Origin of the sequence: Stenotrophomonas sp. LC732 (assembly GCF_052446685.1) — a bacterium.
Lineage (GTDB): Bacteria > Pseudomonadota > Gammaproteobacteria > Xanthomonadales > Xanthomonadaceae > Stenotrophomonas > Stenotrophomonas muris.
The window spans coordinates 4,157,715-4,176,018 of record NZ_CP199214.1 but is presented as its reverse complement, the minus strand read 5'-3'; the positions used below and the strand labels follow the sequence as shown (position 1 = coordinate 4,176,018).

Annotated in this window: 15 protein-coding genes and 4 pseudogenes; 15 read left to right on the top strand and 4 right to left on the bottom strand. The window is 64.1% G+C overall.

All coding sequences use genetic code 11. From position 1 onward, the window contains the following. The first annotated feature begins 7 nt into the window (after window positions 1-7). From ACT6SE_RS19755 to ACT6SE_RS19745, 3 genes are all read left to right on the top strand, one after another. On the top strand, window positions 8-436 hold the full coding sequence (locus tag ACT6SE_RS19755) for a hypothetical protein (protein WP_014648724.1): 429 nt from the start codon (window positions 8-10) through the stop codon (window positions 434-436). Window positions 437-544: 108 nt separating this feature from the next. Continuing rightward, window positions 545-985: a DUF2231 domain-containing protein gene (locus tag ACT6SE_RS19750; protein WP_041863928.1), complete on the top strand. Its 441-nt coding sequence runs from the start codon at window positions 545-547 to the stop codon at window positions 983-985. Continuing rightward, window positions 978-2,288: a PQQ-dependent sugar dehydrogenase gene (locus ACT6SE_RS19745; RefSeq protein WP_046432970.1), complete on the top strand. Its 1,311-nt coding sequence runs from the start codon at window positions 978-980 to the stop codon at window positions 2,286-2,288. The genes ACT6SE_RS19750 and ACT6SE_RS19745 overlap by 8 nt, the downstream gene beginning before the upstream one ends. A 131-nt stretch (window positions 2,289-2,419) precedes the next feature. On the opposite strand, the gene ACT6SE_RS19740 is transcribed toward ACT6SE_RS19745, so the two are convergent. Then, on the bottom strand, window positions 2,420-3,082 hold the full coding sequence (locus tag ACT6SE_RS19740) for an exopolysaccharide biosynthesis protein (protein WP_046432967.1): 663 nt from the start codon (window positions 3,080-3,082) through the stop codon (window positions 2,420-2,422). A 149-nt stretch (window positions 3,083-3,231) separates the two neighbouring features. Here ACT6SE_RS19740 and yidA point away from each other — a divergent pair, with 149 nt between their 5' ends. From yidA to ACT6SE_RS19720, 4 genes are all read left to right on the top strand, one after another. Beyond that, complete coding sequence (gene yidA / locus ACT6SE_RS19735; protein WP_046432965.1) at window positions 3,232-4,065, top strand: sugar-phosphatase; 834 nt, start codon at window positions 3,232-3,234, stop codon at window positions 4,063-4,065. 436 nt (window positions 4,066-4,501) lie between these two features. After that, window positions 4,502-6,820 carry a TonB-dependent receptor gene (locus tag ACT6SE_RS19730; protein ID WP_046432962.1) on the top strand — a complete coding sequence of 773 codons (2,319 nt, stop codon included), beginning with the start codon at window positions 4,502-4,504 and terminating at the stop codon, window positions 6,818-6,820. A gap of 177 nt (window positions 6,821-6,997) precedes the next feature. Beyond that, window positions 6,998-7,387 carry a hypothetical protein gene (locus ACT6SE_RS19725; protein WP_049408008.1) on the top strand — a complete coding sequence of 130 codons (390 nt, stop codon included), beginning with the start codon at window positions 6,998-7,000 and terminating at the stop codon, window positions 7,385-7,387. 93 nt (window positions 7,388-7,480) lie between these two features. Beyond that, window positions 7,481-7,915, top strand: coding sequence for an NUDIX hydrolase (locus ACT6SE_RS19720; protein WP_046432957.1), 435 nt, complete (start codon window positions 7,481-7,483; stop codon window positions 7,913-7,915). A gap of 25 nt (window positions 7,916-7,940) precedes the next feature. Here ACT6SE_RS19720 and ACT6SE_RS19715 read toward each other — a convergent pair whose 3' ends face one another. After that, on the bottom strand, window positions 7,941-9,446 hold the full coding sequence (locus tag ACT6SE_RS19715; RefSeq protein ID WP_014648717.1) for a YifB family Mg chelatase-like AAA ATPase: 1,506 nt from the start codon (window positions 9,444-9,446) through the stop codon (window positions 7,941-7,943). A 543-nt stretch (window positions 9,447-9,989) separates the two neighbouring features. Here ACT6SE_RS19715 and ACT6SE_RS19710 point away from each other — a divergent pair. Further along, the gene (locus tag ACT6SE_RS19710) at window positions 9,990-10,913 is read left to right on the top strand and encodes an RHS repeat-associated core domain-containing protein (RefSeq protein WP_227863693.1); all 924 of its coding nucleotides are present in this window, start codon (window positions 9,990-9,992) and stop codon (window positions 10,911-10,913) included. Window positions 10,914-11,686: 773 nt separating this feature from the next. On the opposite strand, the pseudogene ACT6SE_RS19705 reads toward ACT6SE_RS19710, so the two are convergent. Then, window positions 11,687-12,216: pseudogene (locus ACT6SE_RS19705) on the bottom strand (cold-shock protein). A gap of 45 nt (window positions 12,217-12,261) precedes the next feature. Continuing rightward, entirely contained in the window at window positions 12,262-12,618 is a 357-nt protein-coding gene (locus ACT6SE_RS19700; RefSeq protein ID WP_049420764.1) for a hypothetical protein, read from the bottom strand. A gap of 627 nt (window positions 12,619-13,245) precedes the next feature. Here ACT6SE_RS19700 and ACT6SE_RS19695 point away from each other — a divergent pair. The 7 genes and pseudogenes from ACT6SE_RS19695 to ACT6SE_RS19665 all read left to right on the top strand — a co-directional run bounded on the left by ACT6SE_RS19695 (window position 13,246) and on the right by ACT6SE_RS19665 (window position 18,260). Further along, a pseudogene (locus tag ACT6SE_RS19695) lies at window positions 13,246-13,848 on the top strand (DUF998 domain-containing protein). Window positions 13,849-14,237: 389 nt separating this feature from the next. After that, on the top strand, window positions 14,238-14,594 hold the full coding sequence (locus tag ACT6SE_RS19690; protein WP_032958808.1) for a CPCC family cysteine-rich protein: 357 nt from the start codon (window positions 14,238-14,240) through the stop codon (window positions 14,592-14,594). Window positions 14,595-14,705: 111 nt separating this feature from the next. Then, window positions 14,706-15,146, top strand: a pseudogene (locus ACT6SE_RS19685) (transposase); the annotation flags it as partial. A gap of 62 nt (window positions 15,147-15,208) precedes the next feature. Further along, a protein-coding gene (locus tag ACT6SE_RS19680) for an IS3-like element ISStma5 family transposase (protein ID WP_087944427.1) occupies window positions 15,209-16,365 on the top strand; the annotation gives its coding sequence in 2 pieces (ribosomal slippage) (window positions 15,209-15,449 and window positions 15,449-16,365; 1,158 coding nt in all). 2 nt (window positions 16,366-16,367) lie between these two features. After that, window positions 16,368-17,093: pseudogene (locus ACT6SE_RS19675) on the top strand (IS30 family transposase); the annotation flags it as partial. 273 nt (window positions 17,094-17,366) lie between these two features. Continuing rightward, window positions 17,367-17,855: a hypothetical protein gene (locus ACT6SE_RS19670; RefSeq protein WP_046432930.1), complete on the top strand. Its 489-nt coding sequence runs from the start codon at window positions 17,367-17,369 to the stop codon at window positions 17,853-17,855. A 39-nt stretch (window positions 17,856-17,894) separates the two neighbouring features. Continuing rightward, window positions 17,895-18,260: a hypothetical protein gene (locus ACT6SE_RS19665; protein WP_046432928.1), complete on the top strand. Its 366-nt coding sequence runs from the start codon at window positions 17,895-17,897 to the stop codon at window positions 18,258-18,260. Window positions 18,261-18,304: the final 44 nt, after the last annotated feature.

The following is an 18,304-nucleotide window of genomic DNA, read 5'->3' as shown; positions in this document are numbered from 1 at the left end:
TAATCACATGCAGGTGAAGACACGCATGAAGAATGGACGCCAGCGTGCACGTGCGCGCGCAGACCAGACCCCGCTCTCGGTCGCCGCCATCCGCAAGGTGGTGCTATCCGTGCATACGCGCAGCCACGACTATGGCGACGATGCCGATATCAGCGAGTTGCTGCCCGAGCTGGCCGCATTCGGCATCACCATGGTGAAACCGCTGCGGCTGTTGATGAAGAAGCACCGGCGCGCGCTGCTGCAGGAGGAACGGACCGTCATGCGACGCGCAGAGACGCTGCATCTGCGCACCGAGTGGCGGCACGGTGGCATAGACGTGCATGCAAACACCAGCCGCTACGCCATCGGCGGCCTGGTCCGCACCAGCATGGAACACGAATTCGGCTTCGAGACGATGCTGCCCTTCCACGAGGTGCGCGAGGACGAACCCGCGTAGTGCGGTGCCTGCCCGGTGGGTGTGGCAGCGCCGCCGGGGCATCATCGCGCGCCCTCACATCGCGCTGTGCTACTACAGCCCGTGCACCCTTCCGCACGGAGCACGATGATGGTCAATCCGCTCGCCCAGGCCCATCGCGGCCTCGGCACCACGCTGTTCAGCCTGTTGAACCCGATACCCTTCGGCTTCTTCGTCGGTGCACTGATCTTCGACGCGATCTATCTCAACAGCGCCGAGGTGATGTGGGGCAAGGCCGCCGCTTGGCTGATCACGTTCGGCCTGCTGATCGCCATCGTGCCGCGCCTGATCAACCTGTTCGCGGTCTGGCGCCGCAACGGCACGGCCACCCGCATCGACCGCATCGACTTCTTCCTCAACCTGGTCGCGGTGGTGCTGGCCATCTGGAACGCCTTCGTGCACAGCCGCGATGCGTATGCCGTTGCTGTGCCGGGCACGATCCTGTCGGCGCTGACCGTGGCCCTGATCGCCCTGGGCCTGATCCTGTTGTCATTGCAGCCGCCGGTGCTGCAGGGAGGTCGTCATGGCTAAGCACATCCTGCCCGCCGTGGCCGCGCTGGCACTGGCCGTCACCCTGTCGGCCTGCGCCGGCAAGGCCGAATACCATCCGGCCGACCAGTCGGGACCGCAGCCGCCACTGCCCAAGCCGGCCAACTTCCTGATGCCGCCGATGCAGGTGCCCAAGGGTGTGGGCTGGGCCGACGGCCAGGCCCCCACGGTCGCCGAAGGCCTGAAGATCGAGCGCATCGCCGCCAACCTGCAGCACCCGCGCCGGCTGCTGACCCTGCCCAACGGCGATGTACTGGTGGTGGAAGGCAATGGCCCCGGCGAAGAGCCGGTCACCACACCCAAGCAGTGGATCGCCGGCAAGGTGAAGGCGCGCTCGGGCAAGGCTGGAAAGGGCGGCAACCGGGTCACCCTGCTGCGCCGCTCGCCAGGCACGAACACCTGGACCCAGCACGTCTACATCGAAGGCCTGCACTCGCCGTTCGGCATCCAGCTGATCGGTGACACGCTGTATGTGGCCAACACCGGCAACATCATGCAGTACCACTACGTGCCCGGCGAAACCCGCATGTCCGACAAGGGCCGCGAGTTCACCGACCTGCCCAGCACCATCAACCACCACTGGACCAAGGAACTGCTGGCCAGCCGCGATGGCAGCAAGCTGTACGTGGGCGTCGGCTCCAACAGCAACATTACTGAAAATGGCCTGGCCGTCGAATACCGCCGCGCGGTCGTGCTGGAGGTGGACGTAGCTACCCGTGGCAGCCGCATCTTTGCGTCGGGCATCCGCAACCCGACCGGGCTGGACTGGGAGCCGAGCACTGGCCAGCTGTGGGCCGTGGCCAACGAGCGTGATGAGATCGGTGCCGACCTGGTGCCGGATTACCTCACCTCGGTGAAGGAAGATGGCTTCTACGGCTGGCCCTACAGCTACTACGGCCAGCACGTGGACGAGCGCGTGCAGCCGCAGCGGCCGGACCTGGTGGCCAAGGCGATCGTGCCGGACTATGCCATCGGCTCGCACGTGGCACCGCTGGGCCTGTTGTTCTACACCGGCCAGGCACTGCCGGCGCAGTACCACGGCGGCGCCTTCATCGGCGAGCACGGCAGCTGGGACCGCTCGCCACTGAGTGGCTACGAAGTGGTCTACGTACCGTTCAAGGACGGCAAGCCGACCGGGCGGCCGCAGACCGTGGTCAGCGGCTTCACCTCGAAGGACGAGAAGACCCTGATGGGTGCGCCGGTGGGCATGGCGATGGATGCCGAGGGCGCACTGCTGGTGGCCGACGACGTGGGCGACGTGGTGTGGCGGGTGTCGGCGAAATAGCTGTGTAGCGTCGAGCCACGCTCGACTGCTGTGGATCCGGCCTTTGTAGAGCCGAGCCCATGCTCGGCTTACGCGCGCAGCGCGCGGGTTTCCGTGCACCGAGCGAACAGCAGCCGAGCATGGGCTCGGCTCTACAGTTCGGCGGTACTGCTGCGGAACCCGCTGAACACCGATTCGGCGGCAAATCCCACGCCGCCCAGCAGCACGCCGAAGTACACCACCGTGGCCACCACGAAGCCGTAGCCGGCTGCCACCGCCGCACCATCGCGCTGGATGAAGCCAATCGCAAACGACATCAGCGCCAGCGCCGGCAGCGTGTTGCTGAAGGGAATCGGCCCGGCCGGCGCCATCAGCAGCAGGGTCGCGAACACCAGCATCAGGTTGTTCAGGCGCATCATCTTCTTCGAGCGCACCATCACCGCCAGCCGCATCGGCCGCGACAGCCGCTCCATGCGGTGCACCCATTTCAGCGCACGGCCCAGGTTGGCCTTCAGCTTGTCGGTGGCGATCTCGCGGCGCGCCAGCTTCTGCGGCACCCACAGCGGGCGGTTGCGCACCCGGCTCAGGCCGATCAGCAGGATCGAGGCGCCAAACACCGTGCTCAGCCCGGGAATCGACACCGGAATGATGAAGATGGCCGAGAGCAGGATCACGACCAGCAGCAGGCCCTCATCGCCCAGCGCGCTGAGCAGGGTGCCGACGCTCACCTGGTCGCCGGGCAGCTCGTCGATCATCTGCTCGATCTGCTGGGCCAGGGGGGCGCTGTCGTTGGTTTCGGGGGCACGGTAGGTCATGCGTCGCAAGGTTCTCCAGGGAAGGGCGGTCAGCGGGCCGTCCTGCGGTGGGGGACGCACAGGCTCCTGCAGTATCCCGGCCAACGTGGGCAAAGAGGTGAACCGGGCATGAGGGGGTAAACTGGCGTGCCCCGCACGAGTTGAACGCAATGGACATGGGCCGCAGGCAATCGACCATCGAACTGGTCGCCATCGACATGGATGGCACGCTGCTGGACCCGTCGCACCAGCTCACCCCCCGCGCCAGGAAGGCCATCGCGCAGGCGCGGGCGCTGGGCGTGCACATCGTGCTGACCAGTGGCCGCCCGGTTCCGGGCCTGGCGCCGTACCTGCACGAGCTCGGCATCACCGGCAACGACGACTACTGCATCGCCTGCAATGGCGGCCTGGTGCAGCGCATCGGCACGCGCGAAACCGTGGTCGAGTACCCGCTCAGCTTCGACGACTTCCTGTTCTGCGAGCAGGTCGCCCGCGACCTGGGCGTGCACTTCCAGGCGCTGGACAGCCAGCGCATGTACACGCCCAACCAGGACATCAGCTACTACACCGTGGCCGACTCGCATCTTTCGCGGATGCCGCTGTCGTATCGCCGCGTGGAAGACATGGACCCGTCCATGTCCTTCATCAAGCTGATGATGATCGACGAACCCGAGGTGCTGGACGCTGCCATCGCGCGCCTGCCCAGCGCGCTGACCGAGCGCTTCGCGGTATTGAAGAGCGCACCGTTCTTCCTGGAAGTGTTCGACCACCGCGCGGGCAAGGGGCCGAGCCTTCAGAAGCTGGCCGAGCACCTGGGCATTGAGCGGGCCAACGTGATGGCCATCGGCGACCAGGAGAACGACCTGACCATGCTGCAGTATGCCGGCACCAGCGTGGCGATGGGCAATGCCATCGACGCGGTGAAGGCGGTGGCGCGGTTTGAGACCAGCAGCAATGCCGATGAAGGCGTGGCGCGCGCGATCGAGCGTTTCGTCCTGCAGTAGCCGCGCGTCCCTATGCTCTGGTAGCTGCCAACCTTGGTTGGCACACACAATCGGCAAGCGCCGACCAAGGTCGGCCTCTACCAGGCCCCATTCGCCCCGGCAGGTGCCAACCTTGGTTGGCACACGAGCACCGACCAAGGTCGGCCCCCACCACGCCGGGGCTATACCCACGTATAGCCCACCCATCCCCACCGCCATCGGCGCTGTACCACCGCGCAATGGCGGATGCGGCAGTGCGATGCAAGAATTCCGCACGTCGAAATCACCCCACCGAATCCCACGGCAGATGATCGTCTTCGTCTGCCACTGACCGGCACGCACCGCGCCGTCACGCCTTCAACGCAACCGCATCGCCAGCCAGGGCGCCGACACCGGCGCTGCAACGCGCTGGGCGTGCGCCTGCGCGGCTCTCTCCCTGCACCCTGGATCTACTGCCATGAACACCCCACCCACGACGCGCCTCGCCCTGGCCATCATCGCGGCCACCACTGCACCTGCCTACGCCGCAGACACGCACGACGCCGCGCTCGACACGCCCACCACGCTCAACGCCCTGCAGGTCATCGCCACGCCGCGCGGCGCGGCCGTGGCACCGACCCAGGTGGTCGGTCCCAACCGCTACATCATCAAGGCCGAGGACCTCGACGCGATGGTCACCGGCAACAATGGCCTGGCCATGCTGAAGCAGGTGCCGGGCGCGAGCTATACCGCCACCGATGGGCTGGGCCTGGATATCTCCGCCACCAGCCTGTTCGTGCGCGGCTTCCGCATGAACGAAATGGGCATCACCTTCGAAGGCGTGCCGCTGAATGACAACGGCTTCCTCTCGCTCACCGGCACCAGCGTGGTGAACGTGGGCGTGCCCGATGGCATCGGCGCGATCACGGTCAGCCCCGGTGGCGCACCGGTCAGCGTGTTCTCCAGCAGCGTCAACGGCGGCAGCCTGGAATACCACCTGCGCGAGCTGCAGGACACGCCCAGCCTGCGCGTGAAGCAGGGCGTGGGCAGCAACAGCACGCTGGTCACCACCGTATCCGGGCAGAGCGGCCAGCTCGGTGAGCATGGCCCGAAAGTGCTGGTCGACCTGCAGCGCGTGTCCGCCGACAAGTACCAGGGCGAGGGCACGCAGAACTTCCTGCGCGGCGACCTGAAGCTGCAGCAGGACGTCGCCTGGGGCGATGTCACCGTGTTCCTGTCCGACAGCAAGGCCAAGGTCTGGGGTTACAACAACATTTCCTTCGACATGATCCGCAAGCTGGGCTGGAAGGCCGACATCTTCTACCCGGACTACGCCTGGGCGTACTACGTGGCCTCGCCGGAGAACGCAGACAAATCCTGCGGCGCCTATACCTGTGGTGAACTGTCCGGGCTTATTCCCTACGACACCGGCCAGAGCACGCGTGACCGCGTGTCCTCGATCAACCACCGCTTCCAGATCAGTCCGGCGCTGAGCGGCAACGTGCAGCTGTACAACGCCAACAGCCACACCCAGGCCACGCTGACCGACCCGAACGTGCCGTCGCCCAACGGCGCGCCGTTCTCCGAACAGGTGCAGACCCCGCGCCTCAACCGGCTGGGCGGCATGGTCAACCTGCAGTTCGAGACCGGCGCGCACACCGTCACCGCCGGCTTCTGGCAGGAGAAGAGCAAGGCCGCCGCCAAGACCGAGTGGTACCAGCAGCCGCTGCTGGGCGAGGGTCCGCCGCTGAAGGCCACCGGCCCGTTCGATGTGTACGGCCCCGCGTTCAAGACCGACAACGCATCGAGCTGGGTGACCCGCTCGCGCCAGTTCTACTTGCAGGACGACATCGTGCTGAACGACACGCTGAAGCTGGGTGTCGGCTTCAAGGCCGTGGACTTCCGCACCAGCGGTGGCGGCCTCGGTGATGCCAAGGACCGGCCGGTGAACGGCACGCTGCGCGCGAAGAGCAACTTCCTGCCGCATGTCTCGCTGTTCTGGAGCCCGACCGAATCCACCGATGCCTTCATCGACCTGGCCAATACCATGAACGGCTACCGCGTGGCCCAGCGCGGCAACATCGGCTACACCGCCTCGGCGTGGACCATCACCGACCAGGAGGAGTTCGACCGCGTGGCGGGTACGCTGCGGCCGGAGAAGAACTGGAACCTCACCGTGGGCGCATCGCATCGTTTCGACCGGCTGACGATCACCGGCGACGTGTTCTACAACGACATCCGCAACCGCTTGCTGTCGGCCGCCATCGGTACCCAGTTCGCGCAGATCAACACCGTGCGGCTGATGCCGAAGATGCACGTGATCGGCGCCGACCTCGGCATCACCGCCGACCTGAGCGACCACCTGCAGTTCTACCAGGGCGTGGCCGTGGCCCGTTCGTACTACGACAGCGATTTCGTGGTGGGCGACACGGTGTACCCGATCAAGGGCAACGCCCAGCCGGGCTACCCGCAGATCTCGCTGGTCAGCGACCTGTCCGCCCACTTCGGTGACTGGCGCTTCGGTGCCACCAGCACCTCGTACCTGCGCCAACCTTTCACCTACGAGAACGACATCCGCGTGCCGACGTTCTGGCAGGTCAATACCTATGCCGCCTACCGCTTCGGTACGGACAGCGTGGTGCCCGGCCTGGAGCTGCGGCTGGACGTGAGCAACCTGTTCAACCGCCACAACATCGGCACCGCCACCATCGCCGGCTCGTCGTTCTCGGGGGATTACCAGACCCTGCAGCGCAGCGCGCCACGGCAGCTGATGTTCAGTACCTCGATGGCGTTCTGAGGCGATGAGGGTGGGGTCAGAGCCCTTTGCTGCGCAAAGGGATCCGACCCCGCAGCCACCCCGTGATCGGGGTCAGAGCCCTTTGCGCAGCAAAGGGCTCTGACCCCCAAAACCCGCCTAGAAACCCGCCTTGCGCAAACAACAGGGGTTTTCTGGCGGCGACGCAAGGTTCCCACAATGTTGCTGGGTCATCCTGTTGGCATGGCACAGCACAACCCGCGAACCCCGTTGTTCGGCATCCGGGGCCCAGGACGGCCCCGGCAGGCTCTGTCCGTGGCGCCGGCGATCGATCTGCAGGGCGAGTACCAGTTCTGGCAGGTCTACGAACGCGTGGTCCGCCCGCTGCCCGGCGGTGGGCTGCGCCGGGCCTGGCTGGTGTGCCAGAAGGTGTACCGGGACCGCCTGCGGTTCCCGCATGACACCCGTGAAGCCGCGCTGGCGCGTGTGCTTTTCGGCAGCAACAGCACGCCCGAGCGCGCAGCCGAACTGCAGGACCTCTTCGGCCTTGTCAGCCGCCGCATGGCGTCCGTTGCCGTCCGGCGACAGGCGCCCATCCCGGGAAAGTGAATCACTGGCCAGGAATCGACACGCGTTGATGGCTTTCTCTTGGTCCGCCTGCTTTTGGCCTATTCTGGGGCGGGCTGGTAAGGACGGGAAACGATGGAAATCAGACGATCTGCACGCCTTGTGATCGTTGCTGAGGATGCGGTGTTGCTGTTCCGGTATCACGATGAACACCACGCTCCCTTCTGGGCTACACCGGGCGGGGAGCTTCTGCCCGGGGAGGGATATGCGGACGCCGCACGGCGTGAGCTCAGGGAGGAGACCGGATTGGATCTGCCGATAGGCGTGCGGCTGGAAAAGCGCGATGCCGTCTACGCGGTCGCCCGAGCAACGCCCGCGCGATGGCTGGAAGAATATTTTCTGGTCCGCAGCCCCAACCAGCCCGACATCCAGCGTGACGGATGGACGGAGGAGGAAAATGCCACGATCAGGGCGTGGAAATGGTGGCGCGTAGAAGAGATGAGAGAACAGCCTGCTTCCCTGTTCAAGCCGGAATGGCTGCCGGATCTTTTTGAACGTGTGCCCGCATGACGCGGCCTGATTCTGCCCGCTGCGATTACGTGCTCGCCTTCCCCCGGTCCAGCTGCCGGTAGCCAATGGCCTCGGCCAGATGCGCCGTCTGGATCGTTTCGCAACCCGCCAGATCGGCAATCGTGCGCGCCACCCGCAGAATCCGGTGCATCGCCCGCGCCGACAGCTGCAGGCGCTCGATGGCCTGTTCCAGCATGTCCTGATCTGCCTCGCTCAGTCGGGTACAGGCCCGCAGTGCCGCCGGCGGCAGATGCGCGTTGAGCCCGCCACGCACCTGCTGCTTGGCATGGGCGGCTTCCACCCGTGCACGTACCGCCGCACTGGGCTCCCCCAGCGGCGTGCTCTCCCGCAACTCCACTGCGTCCATACGGGCCACACTGATATGCAGGTCGATACGGTCCAGCAACGGACCAGACACCCGCGCACGGTAACGGTTGATACGCTCGTCGCTGCACAGGCAGCGATTGCTGCGGTCACCGGCCCAGCCGCAGGGGCAGGGATTCATCGCGGCCACGAGCTGAAAGCGCGCGGGATACTGCACGCTGCGTGCCGCGCGGGCGATGCGGATGTGGCCGGACTCCAGCGGCTCGCGCAGGGTTTCCAACGCACTTCGATTCCACTCGGGAAGCTCATCGAGGAAAAGGACACCGTGATGGGCCAACGAGATTTCGCCAGGGCAGGGCGGATTGCCGCCACCCACAAGCGCCGCCGCGCTCGCACTGTGGTGCGGTGCCCGGAAGGGCCGCTGCCGCCATCGTCTTGGGTCCAGCCCTTCGCCACTCACCGAGGCAATCGCGGCCAGCTGCAACGCCTCGGCTTCCTCGGTATCCGGCAACAGGCTGGGCAGGCGCGAAGCCAACAGCGTCTTGCCGCAGCCAGGGCTGCCGATCAACAACAGATGGTGCCCACCGGCGGCCGCCACTTCCAACGCGCGCCGTGCATGCGCCTGCCCCCGCACGTCGGCCAGATCGGGCAGGGGCAACGGTGTCGTGTCCACGCGCTCCACGGGCGGCAGCAGGCGCGGATTGCCCAGACCGGCACAGCACTCCAGTAGCGTGCGCGCCACGCGCACATCCGCGTGCTCGGCCAGCGCCGCCTCGGCGGCATTGCCGGGCGGCACCACCAGGATGCGGCCGGCATCAGCCGCCGCAATCGCAGCAGGCAGCGCTCCGGCCACCGGCCGCAGTTCGCCGGTCAGCCCCAGCTCGCCCAGGAACTCGTATTGCAGCAGCGACTGCGGATCGACCTGGCCACTCGCGGCAAGAATGCCCAGCGCGATGGCCAGGTCGTAGCGCCCACCTTCCTTGGGCAGGTCGGCAGGCGCGAGGTTGAGCGTGATGCGCCGCTGCGGAAAGTCGAAGCGTGCACAGAGCAGCGCGGCACGCACGCGCTCGCGGGATTCGCGCACGCTGGTCTCGGCCAGGCCGACAATCTGGGTGGCGGGCAGGCCGCCAGAGAGGTGCACTTCCACCCGCACCAGCGGGGCATCGACCCCGGCGCGGGCACGGCTGTGGACCAGCGCCAGGCTCATGTGTGGATTCCTGCAGTCGGGCGCTTGATGATGCGGCAGGTGAGCTGCAGCCAACCATCGGGAATTGCTGGTGAAGCGGCTAGGGGGATTCCGGCAGACGGTTGGGGAATGTCTTCCTCCTCTGCGGAAACAAGATTCGGCCATCAAGTGAACGATGGACGCCAATTCGCCGTGCTACTCAAATTGACGTGCTACTCAAATTGAATGGTGTCGGTTCCACATGGCCACGCATTTTCCAAGCGCCACGCCAATTCCGCTTGGGGCATTCCAGGTGGTGCAACCATGGATGCTTCTGGAAGAACAGCGTGGCAACAGCCACCGCTTGATTCACGTCAACTCGCACTGGTTTTCAATGTGTCTTCCCCAGCCATCGGGGGCTGTGATATGAAGACGGAATCTTGCTGGAAGGCTCTTTCAATGGGGATGAGGAGGATGGAAACGTTTGAGGAGACTGATCGTCGTGTTTCCCTCGTCCTTTTGGGGTTGGCGAAGCGCATTCCCGAACGGGTCCCCGTGGGGGCCTGGCTCTGTTGCACACTACTGATGAGCCTGGCGCTGACGCCATCGGCAAGTGCCGAGACGGTCACCTACATTCATACCGATGCGCTTGGTTCGGTGGTTGCCGAGACCGACGCCAATGGCAACGTGGTCAAGCGCTATGACTACGAACCCTATGGGGCCGTTGTGGGCGGGCAGGTTGCGGATGGACCTGGATATACGGGACACGTGAGCGACGCTGCCACTGGGCTGAGCTACATGCAGCAGCGCTACTATGATCCCCAGTTGGGACTCTTCCTCTCGGTGGATCCGATCTCTACGCATTCAAGCACGAAACACTTCAATCGATACAGCTACGCTTATGGCAATCCGTACTCCTTCACCGATCCGGACGGAAGGGTTCCGGTAATGCCATTCATCTACGGTGCCGTCCTGGGCGGCCTCGCAGACATCGCGGTCCAGAAAGCCATGAATCCGGATAAGCCTATCGACAAAGTGGAGGCTGGCATTGCTGCTGCGGTTGGCTCAGTCTCCGGAGGCGCTGGTGGAGTGGCCGTTGCGGCAGTGGGTTCCGGCACGATTTCGGTAGGGCGTGCGGTTGCCATACAGACCGTGGTCAATGCGGTGGCGGGCGGTGCTGGCTCCGCCGCAGAGAGCGCAATCAAAGGGCAACCCATCACGGCGGAGGGCGTCGCTTCAAATGCGATCGGAAGTGCAGCGGGTGGATTGGCAGCCTCCGGGGTTGGCGTTGCCATGGGTGATTTCGCAGGCCCAGCCGCACGGGGATCACTCCAACGGCTGAGTCAATCCCGCGGCCCGGGTGGGCCGAACATGGCAAGTGCCACTGCGTCAACTGGAACTGCGATTCCCAGGCAATCGGCACTCCAGGGTGCGGCGTCCCAAGCGGGCCAGGGTCTGGCGGGAGCAGGGGCGACTGTCGTACAGAAGGACCTGGAGAAGAAGAAATGAGTCCCTTGTTGAAAGGCCTCATAGGCACTCAGCTTCTCGCTGCGGTCTTTGGCGTTTCTTACTTCGCAGTTCTCACGTACCGCAATTACCCGGACGCTATGCATACGGGATTGCGTATTTGGGGCTACTTCGCGGTGATCTTCCTATTCCTTCATCTGTTTCTTGCGTTGAAGCAGTGGTGGGAAAGTTCGCGTCGAAGGCGATAGGCGGGCACCGTCCCGTGATTTCGTTTGCACCAAAGAACAAGTCGGCCAATGGGCGGCTTGTGCTCTTTGCGGGGAGGTTTACCGGCGTGCAAGTGAAAGCATGCCAATCTCCACATTGGCTGCTGGAAAAACTGCGTTCACTTCAAGTCCCTCGCGGCTTGCAAGTACTGATGGCCCTCTCGCTCGCCATGGGCCTGCCGGGGTGCCGGGATGAGGTGGAGAGTTCAACGTATCCCATTGGCCAGACGGGAGAGACGTGTACAGCCTACAAGGGCCTCGACCGCCAGCCGCCTGAAGTAGTTGTGGCCGAGCTTGCCAAGCGAGGGTTGGATAGCAGCCGTTTGGTGCATAGGACAGTCTGCGGCCCGATCACAAGTTGGGAAATTCTCCCCGCAGGGGCGTCGATCGATCGGATACCTCCGCCAGACGCATATGTAAGCGTCCACCTGCTGGAAGACGGCTCGGTTTCCGTCAGTACAGACCGCCCCTGACGTTGGCGCCGCCCTTGATGATCGAGCGGCGGGCGGCCCCTTACTGTGCAGATGCAGCGCCACTATAGGCGTCAGCCTACGAAGGCACTTCAGCGCTGAAGTCGTTGGTGGGATCGGCCTGGCGGTGCGCCGGCGCCCCAAGCAGACACCGCTGCTCATCCAGCACCAACCCATTGAAGCGCCCAAACCGTGCCTCAACCCACGAAGGCCCCGCGCTTTCCACCAGCAACCGCCCCTGGCTCTGGTGCAGATCCAGCCAACGCTCGAAGCTGATGCGCAGCCGTTCGATATCCGGCGCCCGCCACCGTGCATCGGCGGGCATGCGGATCAGCACGCGCGAGGGCGCGTTCTCCACCTCCATCACCAGCACGCCCTTGCAGCGGATCTCGAAGGACATCACCCCGGCATAGCGCGCGTGCAGTTCAAAACCCTCGTGGGCCTTCGCGGTCACGAAGCCGAGTGCATCACTGTGCAGCAGGCGGTAATCGGCTGGCTGCAGCTTCTGGTAGGCCCGGACTGATCGCCCGCTGGCTCGGGCCACTCCACCCACATCGCGCCGATCACCGCGATGCACACCACCGCAGCGGCAAGGCCGTGCATCTTCATTCGTCACCCCGCACACAGGCAGAAAGGTCCGCGCCATAAGCGCGCTCAGTCCTTGGGTCGCATCCGCTCGTGGATGAAGGCAGTCAGCGCGAGATCGGCCATCACCAGCCCCTCCATCACCCGGTCGCCCACGTACTGCTCCGGCTCGCCGTTCTGGCGCGTGCGCTCGGCCGCCAGCAGGATCTCCTGCACGATGCGCTGGCCGGTGAGCGCGCAGTCGGCGTCGGACAACGCCATCTGCCTGCTGCGTAGAGGGTGCCGCTCGGGCCAGGGCTGGCCATCGGCCGCAGCGCCCGCGCCGATGGCGTGCAGGATGGCGATGAGGCTGTTGGGGGCCAGGGCTGGCGCGGCCGAGGGCACTTGCTGGATGGGCGGCGGGGGCGGGGAGTGCGGTGTGGTCATGGCAGGCTCCGTGCATGCAGGCGGACGCCGCCACCGATAAAGGTGGCGGGCAGAGCGTGGCTCGAAAACCGGATGTTGGGAACCGGCGGGTACAAGACCCCCACGCCCCGCCCGCCATAGCCGGCAGACGGATTGCCAGCCGGCACCACGCGCGATGGTGCCGGCTGGCAAGCGCAAACTACTTCCCAACAAAACGGGCTTTCGAGTCCCGACCACCGATGCACGGTGGCGCGGTAACGATTACCTGCAGTTGTTCGGAATGCCAACGGGTAGGGGTCAATGCCGCCAAAACCCGAGACGCTTTTGGCATTGTCGCATAGCGAGGAAAGCGGCTAGAGCATTGGCGTGCTAGGCGGAACGGCACTTCTGGAACGGAGTCGACAGAACCTTCCGTCAGAGATGTAAGGCGCGGCAAATGCGACAGCATTGGTCCGACGGTCGCTGATGGATGCCGCGTAACTCGCCTCCATGCGTGAGTGACTTTCTGCCTATTGACCCCGTGGGCCGTCACGCAGAATCTGACTACCGCTGTAGTCACCAGGAACTGTCCTGCCCGCAGCAGGAAGGTTCTGCGGCGTTTGAACGGACTCCACCCACTGGCGCAGGCCGCTACAAGGATCACTGCACGTGTTACGCCGCAATCGACTTCTTCTGTCTGCGGGTCTGCTCCCGCTTCCGTGGTTCCTGTTCTGGACCAGCGTTGCTGCGCTGTTCGCGCCGGGCTACAACCCGCTTGCGCAGCACGCCAGCGAGCTGCTGCAGGCGCCCACGCTTGCAAGCATCTGCGGCAGGATCGCCGCCCTCGGCTCCGGCGTGGGCTTCGTGGCGTTTGCCATCGGGATATGGCGGGAGTCCGGCCGGCGGATTGCCGTAGGTGCAGTCTGCTGGTTGGTCTTTGGCATTTCCATGCTGAGCAACGGGCTCTGGCCCATGGGCCATCCGATGCACGGCTTCTACACCATCGGTATCGCAAACATCATTGCACCGGCGATGTCGCACATCGAATTGAGCGCATAGTCTGCCAACCGAAGGGCTTATGCTCTGACCGCGTTGGTGAGCATCGCGAGCATCGTCTATCTCTGGTTGAACGTGGTGGGCGTGGACCCGGAGGGCTACCGGGGGCTGACACAGCGCGTGTTCTCGTCGCTCAACTCGCTGTGGCCGTTCCTGGTTGGGCTGTACCTGCTGCGCAGGGATTCAAGCGCGCTGAAGGCGCAGGCTGCGCATTGATGGGGGCGCGCGACAGGAACATAGAGGGCCGAACAAGGACTTCTCGATTCTCCGGCCCCAGCTCAAGGTGATCTTCTCGGGATTCATGCCAGTGTGCTCGCTGTTCAAGCCGTGGGTGCTCTTCAACCATCTGTTCCTTGATGCTGGCACCACGGGTGGCAAGAGGGGGAAGGTCGTGCGCGCCTTCTGCTATAAGTAGCGCAACCGCGCCCAGAGAAGGCTCTTGCGATTGATGCCCGCTCTTGGCTGAATGCAAACGTGCCGGCGCCAGACAACGCGACCCTGAATGCTAGAGGCCGCTCTCGATCCGAAGCGGACGTTCGTCCCCTTCAGCCCTACGCGACACCTGCCAGTCCAGTGATTCGTCTACCTGAGGTTCTTGGTTCTCAATGATCGATCTGCCTTGTCCATCGTGTGGCTTCCTGACCCTGGAAGACGTCTACGGGTCCCATGCCATATGTCCGATCTGCAACTGGGAGGATGACGGAGTGCAACTTGCCAACCCCACATCCACCGGCGGAGCCAACGGCGAGTCTCTGGCGCAAGCGCAGCAGAATGCTCTTTCCAGTTTCCCCCTTGGCGTCGAGGTCGCAAGCGGCTTTCGCCGCGGATCTGGCTGGCGCCCTTTGTCCAGCACGGAGATCGGGCACTACGAAGCTCTAAGGGGCGGCAATCACTGGCACAGCAAGAGTGTCTCGTACGAGAAGGAGGCTTACTGGTCGATGCTGGGCGTTCTTTCGATCTGAAGCACTTCGCGGCTCAACTCATGGCGTTCGCGAATGTCCACCACTGGCCTTGGATTCAACCGGTCGACGCAACACACTGAAGACTGCTTACCGGCAGCAGGAGTGTTGCAGATGGAGCGCAGGCCAAGGATCTACTACAGCGACGCCCAGAAGGCTCTGATGTGGGAGCGATGGCGACGAGGCGAATCGCTGCACAAGATTGCAACTCTATTTGACCGTCACCATAGCTCGGTTCGCTCGGTTCTGTCCGAGTCCGGAGGTATCCAGCCAGTCCCACGCCGCCGATCAGAGCGCGTATTAAGCTTGGCGGAGCGTGAAGAAATCTCCCGGGGTGTGGCTGTTGGGAAGTCCATGCGTGCCATTGCGAGCTCGCTCGGACGGGCCCCGTCGACCATAAGTCGCGAGCTACACCGCAACGATGGGGTCAATGGCTATCGAGCGAATCTGGCTGATCAGCGTGCCTGGCAGCGTGCGCGACGCCCCAAGCTCTGTAAGCTCGGCTTGCATCGAGCGCTTGCGATGAGAGTGGCAGCAAAGCTGAAGCAGCAATGGGGGTTCACCCCCGTTTTCACGGACACTTACGAGAAGGCCGATCAAGGCCATGAGGAGTGTTCATGTCGAAGCGAAGGAAGTTCAGCACCGAGTTCAAGCGCGGTGCGGTTGAGCAGGCCAGCCAGCCGGGCGTCAGCTGTGCCCAGGTGGCCCGGGAGCTGGGGATCCGGGATGCATTGCTGACCCGCTGGAAGCGGGAGGCCCAGAGCCGGGGCCAGGTGGCCTTCGGTGGCACCGGGACGCCCCGGGACGAGGAACTGGCGCGGCTCAAGCGCGAGCTGGCCCGGGTGAAGAAGGAGCGGGATTTTTTGCGAGAAGCGGCGACGTTCTTTGCCAAGGGATCATCCTGAGGTATCAGGTGATCGAACGTTGCCGCGATGAGTTTCCAGTGCGACTGATGTGTCGTTGCCTGCGGGTCTCGGCCAGCGGTTACTACGACTGGAGTAAGCGCTTGCCCAGTGCCCGGGAGCGCGACAACCAGCGCTTGCTCGGCCGGATCCGTGAGTTGCATGAGGACAGCCGGGGCACATTGGGCGCCGGCCGGATGCATGAAGACCTTGCCGAGGAAGGCGAGACGGCGAGCCTGAACCGGGTGGCGCGTCTGATGGCGACCGATGGCCTGCAGGGTTGGCCGCGACCGAAGCGGCGAGGCCAGCGCGGCAAGCCGGCGCTGACGCCGCCGGGTGTGCGCAACCTGCTGGAGCGGGACTTCACCGCGTTGGAGCCGGAGACCAGGTGGGTCACCGACATCACCGAGCTCAAGACCCGGCAAGGCAAGCTGTATCTGTGCATCGTGCTGGACCTGTTTGACCAGCGGGTGGTGGGGTGGTCAATGCATCATCGTCAGGATCGTCAGATGGTGATCAGGGCCGTGCAGATGGCGGTCTGGCAGCGCCAAGGCAGCCATCCACTGATCCTGCACTCCGACCGTGGCAGCCAGTTCCGAAGCGGCGACTACCAGCGTTACCTGGCGGCCAACGGCTTGGTGTGCTCGATGAGCGCGGTGGGCCACTGCGGTGACAACGCCGCGTGCGAAGGCTTCTTCGGCCTGCTCAAGCGCGAGCGGGTCTACCGCATGACCTACCCAACGCTCGATGCCGCGAGGGCGGATGTGTTCGAATACATCGAGCGGTTCCACAACCCGAGGATGCGACGAAGGGTCGCCAGGCAAGACCAGAAGTTCTCAGCCCTTTTACAACCGTCCGTGATTTCGGGGTAGAACCCTGGTCACCACAGCAGGTGTCCGGTTGGTTGAAACGCACCAATCCTGAAGATACGAGCCGCCAGGTGTCTCACGAGACAATCTACCGAACGCTCTACATCCAGTCCCGAGGAGCCCTGAAGCAGGAGCTGTTGGCGCACCTACGGCGGACTCGTGCCATGCGCCGCTCACGGCATCACACACAGAAAACAGCTGATCACGGCAGGATCAAAGACACGATCTCCATCAGTGAGCGTCCGCCTTCGGTTGAGGACCGGGCAGTACCTGGCCACTGGGAGGGCGACCTGCTATTTGGTGACCGCGATAGCCAGATTGCGACGCTCGTGGAGCGCAAAACCCGTTACGTCATGCTGGTCAAAGTTGACGGAAAGGACTCTGAGACCGTGGTGAATGCGCTGATCAAAAGTGCCCGCCGCCTGCCTCGGGAACTGTACCGATCTCTGACTTGGGATCGCGGCAAAGAGATGGCGGCGCATCGCCGCTTTACGCTCGCCACCGACATCCAAGTCTACTTCTGCGACCCACACCATCCCTGGCAACGCGGCACCAATGAGAACACCAACGGACTACTGCGACAGTACTTCCCTAAGGGCGTCAGCCTTGCCAATATCTCTCAAGCTCAGCTTGATGCAGTTGCCCGCCAACTGAACGAGCGGCCCCGCAAGACGTTAGGCTACGAAACACCCGTCGAGCGATACCGACGAACCGTTGCGTCGATCGGTTGAATCCAAGGCCGAGAGCGGACATTGGCTCGCGCAGGGTATTTCCTGTGGATCACTGACCAGCCAGCGACCCGTAGCGGACATGGCCCAAATGTCTTGAACGTGGATTTCGCGGGGCTTCTGATCCTATGCCTGGATCTGGCCATGCGCCGGCTTGATGGCCGAACCCAGCCGCCCTAGGATCGCGCTGTATCAGGGGAAAGTACGCCACATGGTGCTTTGTGGGCAGGTCGTATGACCGGATCCAAGGGTCCATCCATCAGGGAGTCAGTTCCCATGAGAAACATGACAGTGCTCCTACTCGTGCTTGCGATTGCCAGCGCAGCTGCAGTCGCGGCGGATCGCCCTTCGGCACAGGCCGTGCTCAATCGCGTTGCCAACGAAGGGGGGCGCAAGGTGCTTTGGGACCTGTGGCAGCACGAGCGGGAGTTTGGGCAGGTCACCGCTGGCATCGAGTCAGGCGATCCTGCATGGCTTGAGGTTGCGGCTGCGCTAAAGCCGTTTTCAGATGCGGGCGCCTCGCTATCCATCAATTACGCGGTAGCCCGTGCATTGCCCAAAACGCCAGAGCGGGTCTTGGCATTGACCACCCAGGGATTCAAGGTCGAGGACATCTGCACATCGCCGTTCATCGAGCCAGATCCGGGAGTCGCGGAGGCGTATGAACGACGTACTCTTGCAGCACTTTCACGGATGAAGGGCACAGCGCTTGGGTCCGTTGCGGCAGAATGCGCGGCGCAGGTCCGGCTTCCGGATGGCGCTTGATGATTTGCACGGCTGGGCTTTTGGGGGGCGGTGCGGGGAATGAAGATATTTCGCCGGCAATTGTTCTACGTTCAAGTGCACCAGGATCACTTCATCGCTCGCTTGGTAGGTGGTGACAGAACCATTCGTCGCCAGTGCCGCGCCCTTGGCAATCGCGCGGGGCCGATCAAAGACTTCTCCGCCATGCGACCCATGCTGAAGGAACTCTTCTCGGAACTCGCGTCCGGGTTCTCACTCCTCAAGCCGTGGGCGCTCCTGCACTTTGATCCGGTCGAGTATCCGATCACGAAGGAAGAGCTCGCGGGGTTCCAGACGGTTGCCATGCGCAGTGGGGTGAGCTTCTGCTTGCTCTCCACGTGGGAGCAGCGGCATGAAGACAAGGACTTGTTGGACATGTTCAAGTAGGAACCGGCCAGCTCTCCGTTTGAGCCCAAGCCGATTCCCCGGTT